Annotated in this window: 12 protein-coding genes and 1 pseudogene; 3 read left to right on the top strand and 10 right to left on the bottom strand. The window is 60.0% G+C overall.

The window, feature by feature from the left end:
- Window positions 1-5 precede the first annotated feature (5 nt).
- From napA to AC3IUA_RS17635, 8 genes are all read right to left on the bottom strand, one after another.
- Window positions 6-2,510, bottom strand: a complete 2,505-nt coding sequence (gene napA, locus AC3IUA_RS17670) for a nitrate reductase catalytic subunit NapA (protein ID WP_489355810.1) — start codon at window positions 2,508-2,510, stop codon at window positions 6-8.
- Window positions 2,507-2,767: a chaperone NapD gene (locus AC3IUA_RS17665; protein WP_489355808.1), complete on the bottom strand. Its 261-nt coding sequence runs from the start codon at window positions 2,765-2,767 to the stop codon at window positions 2,507-2,509. Before AC3IUA_RS17665 ends, napA begins: the two co-directional genes overlap by 4 nt.
- A gap of 33 nt (window positions 2,768-2,800) precedes the next feature.
- The gene (gene napE / locus AC3IUA_RS17660; RefSeq protein ID WP_489355806.1) at window positions 2,801-2,974 is read right to left on the bottom strand and encodes a periplasmic nitrate reductase, NapE protein; all 174 of its coding nucleotides are present in this window, start codon (window positions 2,972-2,974) and stop codon (window positions 2,801-2,803) included.
- Between the two features lie 180 nt (window positions 2,975-3,154).
- Window positions 3,155-4,174 carry a branched-chain amino acid aminotransferase gene (locus AC3IUA_RS17655; protein ID WP_489355804.1) on the bottom strand — a complete coding sequence of 340 codons (1,020 nt, stop codon included), beginning with the start codon at window positions 4,172-4,174 and terminating at the stop codon, window positions 3,155-3,157.
- Window positions 4,175-4,451: 277 nt separating this feature from the next.
- Complete coding sequence (gene lpdA / locus AC3IUA_RS17650; RefSeq protein WP_489355802.1) at window positions 4,452-5,837, bottom strand: dihydrolipoyl dehydrogenase; 1,386 nt, start codon at window positions 5,835-5,837, stop codon at window positions 4,452-4,454.
- Between the two features lie 18 nt (window positions 5,838-5,855).
- Window positions 5,856-7,130: a dihydrolipoamide acetyltransferase family protein gene (locus tag AC3IUA_RS17645; RefSeq protein WP_489355800.1), complete on the bottom strand. Its 1,275-nt coding sequence runs from the start codon at window positions 7,128-7,130 to the stop codon at window positions 5,856-5,858.
- The gene (locus tag AC3IUA_RS17640) at window positions 7,131-8,189 is read right to left on the bottom strand and encodes an alpha-ketoacid dehydrogenase subunit beta (RefSeq protein WP_489355799.1); all 1,059 of its coding nucleotides are present in this window, start codon (window positions 8,187-8,189) and stop codon (window positions 7,131-7,133) included. It lies immediately after the preceding gene.
- A 1-nt stretch (window position 8,190) separates the two neighbouring features.
- Entirely contained in the window at window positions 8,191-9,426 is a 1,236-nt protein-coding gene (locus AC3IUA_RS17635) for a 3-methyl-2-oxobutanoate dehydrogenase (2-methylpropanoyl-transferring) subunit alpha (RefSeq protein WP_489355797.1), read from the bottom strand.
- 194 nt (window positions 9,427-9,620) lie between these two features.
- Between AC3IUA_RS17635 and bkdR the strand changes: the two genes are divergently transcribed.
- The 3 genes from bkdR (at window position 9,621) to AC3IUA_RS17620 (ending at window position 14,548) form a co-directional block, all read left to right on the top strand.
- Window positions 9,621-10,109, top strand: coding sequence for a Bkd operon transcriptional regulator BkdR (gene bkdR / locus AC3IUA_RS17630; RefSeq protein ID WP_018929722.1), 489 nt, complete (start codon window positions 9,621-9,623; stop codon window positions 10,107-10,109).
- Window positions 10,110-10,370: 261 nt separating this feature from the next.
- Window positions 10,371-13,043: a TRAP transporter substrate-binding protein gene (locus tag AC3IUA_RS17625; protein ID WP_489355796.1), complete on the top strand. Its 2,673-nt coding sequence runs from the start codon at window positions 10,371-10,373 to the stop codon at window positions 13,041-13,043.
- Window positions 13,040-14,548 (top strand): metallophosphoesterase, encoded by a 1,509-nt coding sequence (locus AC3IUA_RS17620; protein ID WP_489355794.1) that lies wholly within the window; start codon window positions 13,040-13,042, stop codon window positions 14,546-14,548. Before AC3IUA_RS17625 ends, AC3IUA_RS17620 begins: the two co-directional genes overlap by 4 nt.
- Window positions 14,549-14,613: 65 nt before the next feature.
- On the opposite strand, the pseudogene AC3IUA_RS17615 reads toward AC3IUA_RS17620, so the two are convergent.
- Together AC3IUA_RS17615 and AC3IUA_RS17610 are read right to left on the bottom strand one after the other, a co-directional pair.
- Window positions 14,614-14,835: pseudogene (locus AC3IUA_RS17615) on the bottom strand (MBL fold metallo-hydrolase); the annotation flags it as partial.
- A gap of 34 nt (window positions 14,836-14,869) precedes the next feature.
- Window positions 14,870-16,243 (bottom strand): hypothetical protein, encoded by a 1,374-nt coding sequence (locus AC3IUA_RS17610; RefSeq protein WP_489355793.1) that lies wholly within the window; start codon window positions 16,241-16,243, stop codon window positions 14,870-14,872.
- Window positions 16,244-16,440: the final 197 nt, after the last annotated feature.

Genomic DNA, 16,440 nt, shown 5'->3' with positions numbered 1-16,440 from the left:
CCTCCTCAGGCCGCGCTGATCAGCTCGATCCTCACCGCACACTTCTTGTAGTCGGTCTGCTTGGAGATCGGGTCGGTGGCATCCAGCGTGACCTTGTTGATCAACTTGTTGGCGTCGAAGAACGGCACGAACACCAGGCCGCGCGGAGGCTTGTTGCGCCCGCGGGTTTCGATGCGTGCGCGCATTTCACCGCGCCGGCTGATCACTTTCACTTCACTGCCACGGCGCGCATTCATTGCCTTGGCATCTTCCGGATGCATGTAGACCAACGCGTCCGGCACGGCCCTGTACAGCTCCTCGACGCGCTGGGTCATGCTGCCGGTATGCCAGTGCTCCAGCACCCGACCGGTGCTCAGCCAGAACGGATAGTCGGCATCCGGCGCCTCGGCAGGCGGCTCATAGGGCAGGGCGAAAATGATCGCTTTCTTGTCCGGGTAGCCATAGAACTGCACTTCGCTGCCTTTTTCCACGTAAGGGTCATAACCCTCGCGGTACCGCCAGCGGGTTTCCTTGCCGTCCACCACCGGCCAGCGCATCCCGCGCTCGCTGTGGTAGCGGTCAAATTCGGCGAGGTCATGACCATGTCCCCGACCGAATTGGGCGTACTCCTCGAACAGACCTTTTTGCAGGTAAAAACCGTAGACCTTGGCTTCATCGTTCTTGTACCCGGCTTCCAGTTGCTCAAGCGGGAACTGGTCGACCTGGCCATTTTTGTACAGCACTTCGAACAGGGTTTTGCCCTTGTATTCAGGTGCCTTGGCGAGCAACTCGGCGGGCCAGGCTTCATCGGCGGTAAAGCGTTTGGAGAATTCCAGCAGTTGCCACAGATCGGATTTGGCGTCCCCTGGCGCGCTGACCAGCTGGTGCCAGAACTGGGTGCGCCGTTCGGCATTGCCAAAGGCGCCTTCCTTCTCGACCCACATCGCGCTGGGCAGAATCAGGTCCGCGGCCTGGGCGGAGACAGTGGGGTAGACATCCGAGACGATCACGAAATTTTCCGGATTGCGCCACCCCGGCAGGACTTCCTGCATGATGTTCGGCCCGGCTTGCATGTTGTTGCTGGCCATTGTCCAGTAAACGTTGAGTATGCCGTCCTTGAGCATGCGACTCTGCTCAACGGCGTGAAAACCCACCTTTTCCTGGATGGTCCCGGCCGGCAGCTTCCAGATTTTTTCCGCAGTGGCGCGGTGCTTGGGATTGGTCACCACCAGATCGGCGGGCAAACGGTGGGCGAAGGTCCCGACCTCGCGGGCGGTACCGCACGCCGAGGGCTGGCCGGTCAGTGAGAAGGGGCTGTTGCCCGGCTCGCTGATCTTGCCCGTGAGCAGGTGGATATTGTAGATCAGGTTGTTGGCCCAGACCCCGCGGGTGTGCTGGTTGAAGCCCATGGTCCAGAACGACACGACCTTGCGCTTGGGATCGGCATACAGCTGCGCCAGGGCTTTGAGGCGTTCGGTCGAAACCCCGGTTTCCCTGGCTGTGCGTTCCAGGGTGTAAGGTTTGACGAAGTCGGCGAATTGTTCGAAGGACATATCGGTCCAGGTGTTGGCCTTGGCGGCATTTTTCGCCTGCATTTCTAGCGGATCGTCCGGGCGCAGGCCGTAGCCGATATCATCGGCGCCCTTGGCGAACCGGGTGTGCTTGCTGACGAAGCTCTGGTTGACCGAGCCGCTTTCAATGATGTGGTTGGCGATGTAGTTGAGGATCAACAGGTCGGTTTGCGGCTTGAACACCATTGGAATATCGGCCAACTCGAAACTGCGATGTTCGAAGGTCGACAGCACCACCACTTTGACATGCGCATGGCTCAACCGGCGATCGGTGACCCGGCTCCAGAGCACCGGGTGCATCTCGGCCATGTTCGAGCCCCACAGCACGAAGGTGTCGGTCGCCTCGATATCGTCGTAGCAGCCCATCGGCTCGTCCATGCCGAACGTGCGCATGAAGCCCATCACCGCCGAGGCCATGCAGTGGCGGGCATTGGGGTCGATGTTGTTGCTGCGCAAGCCGGCTTTCATCAGCTTGTTGGCGGCGTAGCCTTCCCACACGGTCCATTGCCCGGAGCCGAACATGCCGACCGATTCGGGGCCTTTGGCTTTGAGCGCCGCCTTGAATTTCAACTCCATGATATCGAAGGCCTGATCCCAGCTGATCGGCTGGAACTCGCCCTGCTTGTCGAACTGACCATCCTTCATGCGCAGCAGCGGTTGGGTCAGGCGGTCGACGCCGTACATGATCTTTGACAGGAAGTAGCCCTTGACACAGTTCAGCCCGCGGTTGACCTCGGCCTTGACGTCGCCATGGGTGGCGACCACGCGGTTATTCTTGGTGGCCACCATCACGCTGCAGCCGGTGCCGCAAAAACGACAGGGCGCCTTGTTCCAGTCCAGGGCGACCATCTCGGCGTCGGTAATCAGGTTGCTGGAGGAAGTAATAATCGGCAGACCGGCCGCGGCGGCGGCGATAGCGGCGGCCTGAACCTTGACGAACTCCCGGCGAGTCATGCTCATACGACCTCTCCAGTGTCTTCTAGGACTTCGTGGTAGATCAGCGCGGCATTGAGTACGCCCGGCAGGTTGCCAATCTCTTGGATGCAATCGAGGATCTGGCTTTCGTCCTCGGCTTCGAGCACCACCACGAGCTTGCCCGCGGGACTTTCCTGATGCAGTTCGAGACCCTTCAACAGCCGCAGGTTGGCTTTCACCGCCTCGAACAGTTCGGGACGGGCAAGCACCACCAGGCTGGCGATATGCAAAGGTTTGTCCATGTCCGTACTCCCAATAGATTCAACAAAGGCGCATCAGTTGGGTGGCCCGGGTGGACCGAAGATCATTTGTATGAACCAGATGAAGAAACCATAACCACCGACCAGGGCGACAGATAGCATGGGGAACAGGCAGGCAACCAGGAAGAGAAACAGCCGGGTTTCCTTACCTCGGTCGGAGTTGGGCAGGCGCTCATCAGCTAACGACATCGGTCAAACTCCAGCTGAGTGTTGCTCTCAGACTAGATGATGTTCGTGCAGGGAACGTTTGCATTACCGGCGAGAGCGACTAACGGTCGCCGGTGATGCAGATTGCCGTGCAACAAAAAGCCCACCCACCGCCGAAGCGAGGGGTGGGCTGAGTGCTGCATGGGGCGAGGCCCCGTCAGATCAGACCTTGACGATCCAGCCTGCTGGCGCTTCGATATCGCCAGTTTGCACGCCAGTCAGTTCTGTGTAGAGCTTCTGGGTGATCGGGCCGACTTCGGTTTCGCTGTGGAACACGTGCAGTTTGTCGTTGTAGCTGATGCCGCCGATCGGGGTGATCACCGCGGCAGTACCGCAGGCGCCGGCTTCCTTGAAGTCGGACAACTTGTCGATGAACACGTCGCCTTCGACCACTTCCAGGCCCAGGCGCGATTTGGCCAGTTCGATCAGGGACAGGCGGGTGATGCCTGGCAACACCGAAGGGGAATTCGGCGTGACGAACTTGTTGTCATGGGTGATACCGAAGAAGTTGGCCGAGCCGACTTCCTCGATTTTTGTGTGGGTCATCGGATCCAGGTAAATGCAGTCGGCGTAGTGCGCCTTCTTGGCTTCGGAGCCGGGCATCAGGCTGGCGGCGTAGTTGCCACCGACCTTGGCCGCACCGGTGCCTTGTGGCGCGGCGCGGTCGTAGCTGGAGATCAGGAACTTGTGCGGGGTCAGGCCACCCTTGAAGTAGGCGCCGACCGGGATGCAGAAGATCGAGAAGAGGAACTCGGGTGCGGTGCGCACGCCGATGTTATCGCCTACGCCGATCACGAACGGGCGCAGGTACAGCGCGCCGCCGGTGCCGTAAGGCGGGATGAAGCGCTCGTTGGCGCGCACGACTTGCTTGCAGGCTTCGATGAAGGCTTCGGTCGGCACGTGCGGCATCAGCAGACGGCTGCAGCTGCGCTGCATGCGCGCCGCGTTCTGGTCCGGACGGAACAGGTTGATCGAACCGTCCTTGCAGCGATAGGCCTTCAGCCCTTCGAAGCACTGCTGGCCATAGTGAAGGGCTGTGGAGCCTTCGCTGATGTGCAGCACATTGTCTTCGGTCAGGGTGCCTTTGTCCCAGGCGCCATCGCGCCAGTGCGACAGATAGCGCTTGTCTGTCTTGATGTAGTCAAAACCCAGCTTGTCCCAATTGATGCTCTCGTTACCCATGACACCCTCTATCGCTTAACAACCGTCGCAACGGTTCAAGGCTTCTGACGTTTTTCTGGATGGGTACAACAATACTTCATTCCGGGGCGGTTTCGCAGCCCGTAAATGCGATCCGTAGCAGCTGGCGAGCAGCGCGAGCCTGCGTTCGACGGCGCAGCCGTCGTAATCCGGCGGATGCGGTTCGTCTGAAAAACCGCGGTGGCAGGTTTTTGCGACGGCTTCGCCGCCGAACGCTGCCTCGCGTTGCTCGGTAGCTGCTACGGGGGGCTGCGGCAGCTTATAGATGCAGTGCATGCCCCAGGGCACGCAACGCCGCTTCCTGCACCGCTTCACCGAGCGTCGGATGCGCATGGATGGTGCCGGCGATGTCTTCCAGCCGAGCGCCCATTTCCAGGCTCTGGCCAAATGCCGTCGACAACTCCGAAACGCCCACGCCCACCGCCTGCCAGCCGACAATCACATGATTGTCCCGCCGCGCCACGACCCGCACGAAGCCGCTTTTGGACTCCAGGGTCATCGCCCGGCCATTGGCCGCAAACGGGAAGCTGGAAACAATGCAGTCCCAACCGGCAGCCTTGGCTTCGTCCGGGGTCTTGCCGACCACCACCAGTTCCGGGTCGGTGAAGCACACGGCGGCAATAGCAGTCGGGTTGAACTCGCGGGATTTACCGCTGATCAGCTCGGCAACCATTTCGCCTTGAGCCATGGCCCGGTGGGCGAGCATCGGTTCGCCGCTCAGGTCGCCGATGGCATACACGTTGCGCATGCTGGTCTGGCAGCGGTTGTCGATCTTGATCGCCGAACCGTTCATGTCCAGATTCAGGGCTTCGAGGTTCCAGCCTTGGGTGTTGGCCTTGCGACCGACAGCCACCAGCACCTGATCGGTTTCCAGGTTCAGGATGTCACCACTCGGGTCACGAACTTGCAGGGTATTTCCTTGTGAATCAAAGCCTTCGACGCTGTGCTTCACGTAAAGCTTCACACCGAGTTTTTTCAGTTCATCGTGTACAGGCTGCGTCAGCTCGGCATCGTAGGCTGGCAGGATGCGATCCTGAGCCTCGACCACACTGACCTCGGCGCCGAGCTTGCGATAGGCAATCCCCAACTCCAGCCCGATGTAACCGCCGCCGACCACGATCAGCCGTTTTGGAACGGAGGTTGGCGCCAGGGCTTCGGTGGAGGAAATGATCGGCCCGCCGATAGGCAGCATCGGCAGGTTGACGCTTTTCGAGCCGGTGGCCAGCAGCAGGTGTTCACACTGGATGCGCGTGTCACCGACCTCAACGGTTTTGCCGTCGATTACCTTGGCCCAGCCTTGAATTACCTGGACTTTGTTCTTTTTCAGCAGTGCCGCGACGCCGGTGGTCAGGCGATCAACGATGCCGTCCTTCCACTCGACGCTCTTGCTGATGTCGAGGGTCGGCGCCGAAACGCTGATGCCCAGTGCCGAATGCTGGCTGTGGTGCTGCGTCTGGTGGAACTGTTCGGCGACGTGGATCAGTGCCTTGGACGGAATGCAGCCGATGTTCAGGCAGGTGCCGCCCAGCGACTGGCCTTCCACCAGAATGGTCGAAATGCCCAGTTGCCCGGCGCGAATCGCCGCCACATAGCCGCCAGGGCCGCCGCCGATGATCAGCAGCTTGGTGTTCAGAGTCTGTTGCATGCCTTGCTCCCCAAATGCCTATTCAACAAACAGCGTGGCGGGTTGTTCGAGCAGGCCGCGAATGGCCTGGATGAATTGCGCCGCGTCCATGCCATCGACTACCCGATGGTCGAAGGAACTGGAGAGGTTCATCATCTTGCGGATCACGATCTGGTCTTTGATCACCATCGGCCGTTCGACGATCTTGTTGACGCCGACGATCGCCACTTCCGGCAGGTTCAGCACCGGGGTGCTGACGATGCCACCGAGGGCGCCAAGGCTGGTCAGGGTGATGGTCGAGCCGGACAGTTCGTCGCGGCTGGCCTTGCCGTTGCGCGCGGCAGTCGCCAGGCGGGAGATTTCCGCGGCGCTGTCCCACAGGCTGCGGGCTTCGGCGTGGCGCACCACCGGTACCATCAAGCCAATGTTGCTCTGGGTGGCGACGCCGACATGCACCGCGCCGAGGCGGGTGATGACCTGGGCTTCGTCGTCGTAACGGGCATTGATCTGCGGGAAGTCCCGCAGGGCCACGACCAGGGCGCGGACCAGGAACGGCAGCAAGGTCAGCTTGCCGCGGGTCGCACCGTGTTTTTCGTTCAGGTGCGCGCGCAGTTCTTCCACGGCGGTGACGTCGATTTCCTCGACATAACTGAAGTGCGCGGCGCGCTGGGTGGCTTCCTGCATGCGCTGGGCGATCTTGCGGCGCATGCCGATGACCGGGATTTGCTCTTCGTCGTTACGCTCGGCGTATGCGGCAGCAGCGGTCGATTGCGGCTGTTGACCCTGAGCCAGATAGGCGTCGAGGTCTTCGTGCAGAACCCGCCCGGCAGGGCCGGTGCCGCGGACCAGACGCAATTGGATGCCGAGATCGAGCGCATGTTTGCGCACGGCCGGGGAGGCCAGCGGACGTTCATCGGCCTCGCGAGCAACCATCGGGCCCTGGCAAACGGCGGCTGGGCGCGGGGCTGCGACCGGTTTGCTTTCCACTGCAGCTTCAACTTTCGGTGCCGCAACCGGTACTTCTTTAACGACAGCGGCCGCAGGCTGAGCCGACTCTTTAACGTTGCCCGCGCCTTCGACTTCAATACTGATCAGGATGCTGCCAACCGCCATGACTTCGCCCGGTACACCGCCGAGGGCGATGACCTTGCCATTCACCGGCGAAGGGATGTCGACCATCGCTTTGTCGGTCATGACATCGGCCAGTACCTGATCTTCGACGACCATGTCGCCGACCTTGACGTGCCACACCGACAATTCAACTTCTGCAATGCCTTCGCCAATGTCCGGCATTTTAATAACGTGCGTGCCCATTCAGACCTCCATAACCCGTTTCAAAGCCGCGCCCACTCGGGACGGACCAGGGAAATACGCCCACTCTTGTGCGTGCGGGTAGGGGGTGTCCCAACCGGTGACGCGCTCGATAGGCGCTTCCAGATAGTGGAAGCAGTGCTCTTGCACCAGGGCGACCAGTTCGGCGCCGAAACCGCAAGTTCGGGTCGCTTCGTGAACGATCACGCAACGTCCGGTTTTCTTCACTGACTTGACGATGGTGTCCAGGTCCAGCGGCCACAGGCTGCGCAGGTCGATCACTTCAGCGTCGACACCGGTTTCTTCAGCCGCGACTTGCGACACATAGACCGTGGTGCCGTAGGTGAGGATGGTGACATCCTTGCCCGGACGGGCGATGGCCGCCACGTCCAGCGGCACGGTGTAGTAACCGTCCGGCACTTGCGCGGCCGGATGTTTCGACCACGGGGTTACCGGGCGGTCGTGGTGGCCGTCGAACGGGCCGTTGTACAGGCGCTTGGGCTCGAGAAAGATCACCGGGTCATCGTTTTCGATGGAGGCGATCAACAGGCCTTTGGCGTCATAGGGGTTGGATGGCATCACCGTGCGCAGGCCGCAGACCTGGGTGAACATCGCCTCGATGCTCTGGCTGTGGGTCTGGCCGCCGTAGATGCCGCCGCCACAAGGCATGCGCAGGGTCATCGGCGCGGTGAACTCGCCGGCCGAGCGATAGCGCAGGCGTGCGGCTTCGGAAATGATCTGGTCCGACGCCGGGTAGACGTAATCGGCGAACTGGATCTCGGCCACCGGCCGCAGGCCGTAGGCGCCCATGCCCACGGCGACGCCGACGATCCCGCTTTCAGAGATCGGCGCGTCGAACACCCGGGAGGTGCCGTACTTGTTCTGCAGGCCTTCGGTGCAACGGAACACGCCGCCGAAGTAGCCGACGTCCTGGCCGAAGACCACCACGTTGTCGTCGCGCTCAAGCATCACGTCCATGGCCGAGCGCAGGGCCTGGATCATGGTCATGGTGGTGGTGGTCATGGCGGTTTCCACTTGGATAGTGTTGTTGTGATCGTTCATGTCAGATCCCCAACTCTTGACGCTGGCGCTTCAAGTGCTCCGGCATCTCTTTATAGACGTCTTCGAACATCGTCGCGGCGCTTGGCGTCTGGCCACCGGCGAGGGTGCCGTACTGCTCGGCTTCTTTTTGCGCGGCAATCACTTCGGCTTCCAGTTCGGCGCTGACGGCGGTGTGTTCCTCTTCGGACCAGTGACCGATTTTCATCAAATGCTGCTTGAGGCGCGCAATCGGGTCGCCCAGCGGGAAGTGGCTCCAGTCGTCGGCAGGACGGTATTTGGACGGATCATCGGACGTCGAGTGCGGACCTGCGCGGTAGGTGACCCATTCGAGCATGGTCGGGCCGAGGTTGCGGCGCGCGCGTTCGGCGGCCCAGGCAGAGGCGGCATAGACCGCGACGAAATCGTTGCCATCGACCCGCAGGGAAGCGATGCCGCAACCGACGCCACGACCGGCGAAGGTAGTGGCTTCACCACCGGCGATCGCCTGGAACGTGGAGATCGCCCACTGGTTGTTGACCACGTTGAGGATTACCGGCGCACGGTAAACGTGGGCGAAGGTCAGAGCGGTGTGGAAGTCCGATTCGGCGGTGGCGCCGTCGCCGATCCAGGCCGAGGCGATTTTGGTGTCGCCCTTGATCGCCGAAGCCATGCCCCAGCCCACACCCTGTACGAATTGGGTGGCCAGGTTGCCGGAAATGGTGAAGAAGCCGTGGTCGCGCACCGAGTACATGATCGGCAGCTGGCGGCCCTTGAGCGGATCACGCTCGTTGGACAGCAGTTGGCAGATGAGGTCCACCAGCGGTACTTCCCGCGCCATCAGAATGCTTTGCTGACGGTAGGTGGGGAAGCACATGTCGTCGATGTTCAAGGCCAGGGCCTGGGCGCTGCCGATGGCTTCTTCGCCAAGGCTCTGCATATAGAACGACATTTTCTTCTGACGCTGGGCGACCACCATGCGGTTGTCGAAGATCCGCGTCTTGAGCATGGCACGCATGCCTTTTCGCAGGATCTCGACCGGCACGCCTTCGGCCCACGGGCCGAGGGCATTGCCCTGGTCGTCGAGCACGCGGATCAGGCCCTTGGCCAGGTCGGCCGTGTCGGCGGGTTCAACGTCGATTGGGGGTTTGCGCACCGTGCCGGCGTCGGTCAGACGCAGGTAGGAGAAGTCGGTTTTGCAGCCAGGACGGCCCGAAGGTTCGGGAACGTGCAGGTGCAGCGGTTCGTACGGTTGGTTCATGGCTTCTACGCTCTATCTTGTGAATTTCTTGTAGTGGGCGCGCTAGCTGACGATCTTTCTTTGGGTAAAAGAAATCCTGTCCTACAACAATCATAGGCCTCGCCAAGAAGAATATTTATCTCTGTTTCGTTGCGCTTTAAGTCATTTGAGGATAAAAAATCTGCATAAACACAAAAAGCAGGTGGTTTTGTCTCATGCGCAAACTGGATCGTACCGATATCGGCATTCTCAACAGCCTTCAGGAGAACGCCCGCATCACCAACGCCGACCTCGCACGCTCGGTCAACTTGTCGCCGACCCCCTGTTTTAATCGGGTCAAGGCCATGGAAGAACTGGGGCTTATTCGCGAGCAAGTCACGCTGCTCGACGCCGACTTGCTGGGGCTGCACGTCAATGTGTTCATCCACGTCAGCCTCGAGAAGCAGGTCGAGGAAGCCCTGCAGCATTTCGAAGAAGCGATTTCCGACCGACCGGAAGTGATGGAGTGCTACCTGATGGCCGGCGACCCGGACTATCTGATCCGCGTGCTGGTGCCGACCATCCAGTCCCTGGAGCGGTTCATGATGGATTTCCTGACCAAGGTTCCGGGCGTGGCCAACATCCGCTCGAGCTTTGCGCTCAAGCAGGTCCGCTACAAGACCGCGTTGCCGTTGCCGGCCAATGGCTTGACGCTGGCGGGGTAAGCGCCATTGATGGGGTAGCCCCATTCATCACGGGGCTTTGCAGTAACACTGGCGGGGTGCTTTATTCATAAAGGTGCATAAGAGAGTCAGTCGTCCTCAGCTGCGCATGCCGACAAGCGTTGCCGGGCGTGAGGTGATGTGATGGGCCGAAGGGAGGATTGCGAGTGCAAGGGCGCAGCTTCCTGGTCAGGTTGGCACAGGTGGCTCCCGGCGCTGCTGTTGTGCGTCGCCTCGCTGGTGGTGGCGGCCGAGGATCGGCCCGTGCTGATCGACATCGCGATTCCCCACAACCCGACATTTGACCAGGCAACGGGCGCTATCCAGAAGGCTCTGGACGGCGTTGCAACCGTGAGAAGTCATGAGGTGGCGTCTGCCAGTAGCGTGATCAAAGGTGTCATGCAAGGGGAGACGGATCTGGCGATCGTCCCTGTTTCTGCCTTGAGTGAGTTTGCCCCTACGTTCGGCATCTACGGCCTGCCATTCACTTTCTCGAAAATCAAACCCTATTCATTTTTCATGAAATCGCAGTTGCAACCGCAGCTGGCCGAGCAACTCAAGGCACAGGGACTGCAGGCGTTGGGCGGAGTCTGGTACGGCGGAACGCGGGTTATCGCCAGCCAACTGCCCAGGCGTTCACCCTGGGACTTCAAGGGCACCAGGGTGGCGGTTTCCAGCGAGGATTGGCGGTTGATGGACCTGTCCGGCGTCGGTGCCGAGTCCATCGAAATGTCCGATACGCAAATGGCTTCGGCAATGGCCTCCGGGGCGGTCGACGCGGCAGAGGTGCCTTGGGACCGGGTGACGAAAATCAATGCCGCATTCGTGACCCAAAGCGATCACCGCTTCAGCGGCTTGATTGCGATCTACCAGGTCTCGCGTTTTACAGCATTGCCTGATCCGGCACGGCAACGCATTACCCAGGTCATCAACTACGCCGAGGAGTATGTCACCTCGACCATTATCGCGCGGGAGCGCGAAGCCATCGACGCGGTGCAGGTGTCCTCCTCGAAGATTACCTGGATGGGCGTCGATGAGGGCGTGCGGGCTCAATGGCAGGATGCGTTGGCGGACCGCCAGGCGTCGGCAATCGAGAGAATTGGTCCATCACTGGTGTACGAGGCGAGGATCATGCCGATCTCCGCAATGAGCTACAGCGTGCTGAGTACTGCCTGGTCCATCAACTGGAATGCCTGGTTTCAATCCTCGCCCAGGCAGGTAAAGGCATCATTGGTTGCAGGCAAGCCCTATGACTTTGTGCTGGATCTTGGCCGGGGGATCTATCCCGGGGCGTTGAGTAGCGGGATCAGCAGCCTGCTGCAGGAGGAGATCGCTGCGGAGCCGGACAGCGACGAGGTCCACTTGCTGATTCGACCCGTGCTGATGGGCGGCATACTCGAGCCGGCACCGGGTACGGATTTTCGCGCGCGCCGATTCACTGTCCAGCGCGATCGCCTGCAGGCCAGGGGCAATGACCAGTCTCTGCGGGAAAAAGCGCGCAATCACCTCATCACCTTGAGTGACCTGGCCAGGGAGTTGAGTGTCGATGGGCCGATGGTGTGGCCGCTTATTGCCCGTCAGGCAGGTTGCGCGCAGGTTGTGCTGTCGATTTGGGACGCTGCGGGGCTGCGCCCCCTGGACTACATCGTGGTCAGCGTGCCAGTGGGCGAAGTCGGTCAGAAGGACCCGCAGGCCTGCGACACCAGTCTCAGGGGCGGTGAACTGGTGTCCGGAATGGAACGGTTGCTGGAGGTGGGGAAAAGCGCGCGGCGGTCCTCGCCCACGGACGCGGCCTTGCATCTATTCGACTCGATCCCGAAGGGAGAGGGGGACGCAACGACGGTAGCGGTGTACGTCGATCGCTCGGAGTTTGACGCGGCTCAGCGTCAGGGCAAGACACTCCCCATCTATGCGTGGGAGCTTGCCGGCAATCTGACGCATTTTCTGGAGCAGGACTCCATGCTGCCAGCGTCCATCGCGAACACCCGCCAGCACTTGGAGACCCCGCAGCCTTATACCGAGGTCGTCAGGCAAATGAACAATATTCTGTTCAACGGCCGTACTCCGGCCGATCAGCGAAATGCCGATGGGGCAAGGGCGGCGATGCAGCGACTGACCCAACGGGTCGAGGCTGCGGTGGTGTTGGTGCGTTATTTCGACTCGTTTGGGGATATGCAGAATCTGCCGCTGGCGTTGTTGGGGGCGGATGCGCCTGACCAGTTATTCAGCCATCGCATTACCGTGGTCCAGCCATTGCAGGATGCACAAACGCTCCAGCCCGGTGCCTGTTTCAGCGGTTGGGACTTTGCCATTCCCAAGGCGCTGGATGGTGTGAATACCGATTCCGCGGAGTTGTTGATGATGGATGACTGGCGGATGCAGGGGCGTGACGTCAATTGGTACCAGGACAACACCGACTTGCTCAAATTCATGACCCAGGCTGATCCGCCTTCCGCGGTCAGCAGTGCCCTGGTCCTGCTGGCCCACCATGGCAAGGGCGATGTGACGTTTTCTGCGTCAGGGCTTCCCAGCCGGGTGCTGGACTCGGATATGAGACGGCAGTTCACGCCGGGTAGCGTGGCAGTCCTGGCGGCGTGTTCGACCCTGGGTGTCTCGGCGGCCAGCCAGACGTTCGTCAACATGCTGGTGCGCCGAGGCGTGGGCGCGGTGGTGGCGTCACCCTTTGCGGTAGACACCGATTTCGGTACCCGGCTGTCGGTCAGTTTTGTGGCGGTGGCCCAGCAGCTGCGGGCCAGTGGTACGTCTGCCCGGGTCATCGATATCTTCAATCAGGCCTTGCAGAAGACCATCGATACCTATGGCAAGGATTCGGGCTATGCCGATATGGCCCTGGAGTTCCAGATCATTGGTGATCCCGAGCTGCACATGTGTAGTGCCCCGACAGCGTCAAACCAGAAAGTGCGAGGTGTGCAATGAAGCGTCGCCTCTGCAGTGCGTTGTTGGCCTGTTTAAGTGTGTTGGTTGTGGGTGACGCGGATGCGCAAGAACGTCTGAGCGTATTCGTCAGCGATCTGCATTTCGGGCTGGGACGTACTACCGACGGACATTGGCATCCCTATGAGGACTTCAGATGGCCGCAGGCTCTCAAAGGGTTCCTGGCCGCCGCCTCCAAAGAGGGCAATGACCAGGTCGACCTGATTATCGTCGGTGACTTCCTTGAACTGTGGCAGCTGCCCAATGACATTCATTGCCAGGGAAGCGGAGCCGGTGCCGGCTGTTCGGTCGCCGAGCTGGTCGACCTGAGCCGGCGAATCATCAAGGCCCATGATGCCGATCTGCAGGCGTTGAAGGCGTTTTCCACACGCGGGAGCAATCGACTCTATCTGGTGCCCGGCAACCATGATGCGGCCTTGCTCATTCCCGCCGTCCGGGCGCCGCTGGTCGAGCGTCTCGGGGCGCAGAGCGGGCGAGTGATATTCGTCGAAAGTGGGTTGTGGGTCTCGGAAGACAAGCGGATCGTCGCCGAACACGGGCAGCAGATTGGCAGTGACGTGAATGCCTTTGACGATTGGCCGAAGGTCACCACCACCGACTCCAGCGGCACTGAACTGATGATTCGTCCCTGGGGAGAGCAGTTCGTGCAGCGGTTGTTCAATGAACAGGAGATGAACTATCCGGTCATTGACAACCTGAACCCGGAAACCGCTGGAGCACGTTATCGAATGAGCGAGCGGGGCGTAGGGGGAACCATCCAGGACCTGGCCAGGTTCATTGCCTTCAACATTTTTGAAACCACTCCAGGCCAGAAATACCGTGCGTTGTCGACCAATGGCGCGCATGACCCACCGTTCAATCGCGCGGCGGCGGAGAAGGTCGGGCACCGTCTCTTCAGCTATTCGTTACCGGAGGGTGATTCATTCAAGGCGCTACTCCAAGACAGCAACCCGGAAGGCGAGGAACTGCGCCGCGAGCTCGATGCGATGCTCAAGAGCATGTCGACCGAAGACCTGGAAATGTTATGCCGCAATGCCGTTGTGTATACCAAAATCAACCCGTGCAACCCGGTGCTGTCCGCGCTGGTGGTGGACGTGCTGGTGCCCAAGACGGCGATTTTCAAGCGTCACCTGAGGGGCCGCGAAGAGGCCATCGGACCATTCGATTTGTTTGTCTATGGGCATACCCATCGCTGGGAGTCCAGGTGGAAGGTCCCGCTCAGCAGCACCCACAGTGTGACGGTGGTGAATACCGGAGCCTTTCAACGGCTGGTCGACGAGGAGGCATTTTTGCAGTTGGCCGCGGCCAAAGCCATGCCCCCCGCGCAAGCATTGCGCGCGCTACGGCCGGAAGATCTCAAAGCCTGCTATTCGGCGGTGTTCGTCAGACCGGGCACTGTACGGCCGGTAGCTGAGTTATGGCTGTGGGAAATGTCAGAGTCCGGGGGCGGGCGCTTCAGAGCGCCGGGTATTGCTGACTGCCGGTGAATCCCGCGGACATTCACCTCATGACCGTAGCAGCTGCCTCGCGGTGCTCGTCAGCTGCTACAGGCTCAGAGTTGGTTGAGGGGAATTTTCAGATAAATAATCCCGTTGTCTTCCGCTGGTGGCAGATTCCCGGCCCGCACATTCACCTGAATCGCCGGCAGCAACAGTGTTGGCATAGTCAGCCCGGCGTCGCGCTGGGTGCGCATGGCGACGAATGCGGCTTCGTCGATGCCGTCGTGCACATGAATATTGCCTTGGCGTTGTTCGGCGACCGTGGTCTGGCATTGCGAAGCGCGGCGGGCGCACGGGTAGTAGAGCTTGTCAGTCGATGAAAAAGGTGACCGTGGCTTCGGTGAAGTCTCCCCATTGGGTGATTTGCCTGGCTGTCACAAAGTTGATGCCTTGAACAAGCCCAGGACCTTTGATCGGGATGAACCAGTGTCCTTCTGCGTTGACGGTTCCGTCGCCAATGGCTATGTCTCCATCCACCAACAGGAGGACTTCAGCCTCCGGCTCACCTTCGCCACGGAACTCTGGATAGAGGTCGGGGATTGTGGAGTCTTGTTCCGGGTAGTCTATGGTGACGGCTCTTTGTGCGAGGACACGGAATTTGACCGAATCACTGGTTGACTGGCCGTCCATATAGTTTTGGGTTGCCACATACTCTTTCTCACCATCGCTCGCGTTCTCGACAGGGATCCTCCATTGATTGAAGCCATCCACGTCGGCGTTACCGAGCTCTATCATCCCCTCGGTTAACCGAACGGTGGCTCCTACAGTGCCGCGGCCTTGAACAGCAAATGCCGAAGACACCGTTGAATCATCTTCGGGAAAACTTATGAGCACGGGCAGTTTGTTTATTACATTGAAGGTAACGGAGTCGGTAGACACTTCTTCACTGACGGTGGTCTGTGTGGCAACTATGGTTTTTGATCCCTCATCGAAGCCCGCGTCAAACGGAATCTCCCAGTAGTAGAGATGTGCATCGCCATGGTCGACCGTTCCCTGACCAATGACGGTTTCGCCGTCGGTGAGGACAACCTGGGCGCCGAGATCCCCATAGCCATGGAACCTGAGTGTTGGCGAAACGCTGGAATCATTTTCAGGCCATAGAAAGTGTACTTCTGTGGCCCCGCTGATTATGAAGAAACTTACGTTGGCGGTAGTGACGATGCTGTTTTGAGAGGTCTGTGTGACGAGGACAGTTTTCTTGCCAAGTACAGCAGACTCGTAGTCAAACGTGCGCTGGCCATACTGATCACATGTTCCCTCGTCGATGACTTCGCCATCTTCTGTCGCGACAATGGTTGCATGCGCCGTACCCTCGATCTGGAAGTGAGCCCCGCCTAGATAGTCTCCGCCCTCAAGAGGCCATGTGATGCTGACCGGCCGTTCGGCAAGGCAGGAGAAACTGACCGTGGCAGATGTAATCATGCCATGGGTCGAGCGCTGTTGTGCTTTGATTGTGTAACTCCCGTTGGCGAGTGGGCCGACCGGGAACTCCCAATTATAAAACGGATCAACTTTGGTCGTACCAAGACTTTGGTTTTTCAGGAATAATTCCACAGTTGCACCCGGATCGCCCCCTCCCTTGAAGAGCAGACTTGCAACAACAGTGGTCCCTTCTTCAGGTCGAGTTATAAAAACGGCTGCAGACGATTTTTCGATGTCTGGCTGCAGATTGGAAGTGCTCATAAAGTTGCTCCTGCGGGGTAACATCCATTTGCTCAAGGTGTTGCCACGGCCCTGACAATCCCCCCTATGAGCGCAGCTGTCTACTGTCAGAAATTACAGGTGGTACGAGAAATGTTTGAAAGATAGCCACGGACATTTACCTCGTGATCGTTGTAACTGTCGAGCAACGCCAGGCAGCGTCCGGCGGCGTACCCGTC

Source organism: Pseudomonas sp. KH_050, assembly GCF_057838875.1.
The sequence above is the reverse complement of the archived record's forward strand: the minus strand, read 5'-3'. Positions and strand labels throughout refer to the sequence as shown.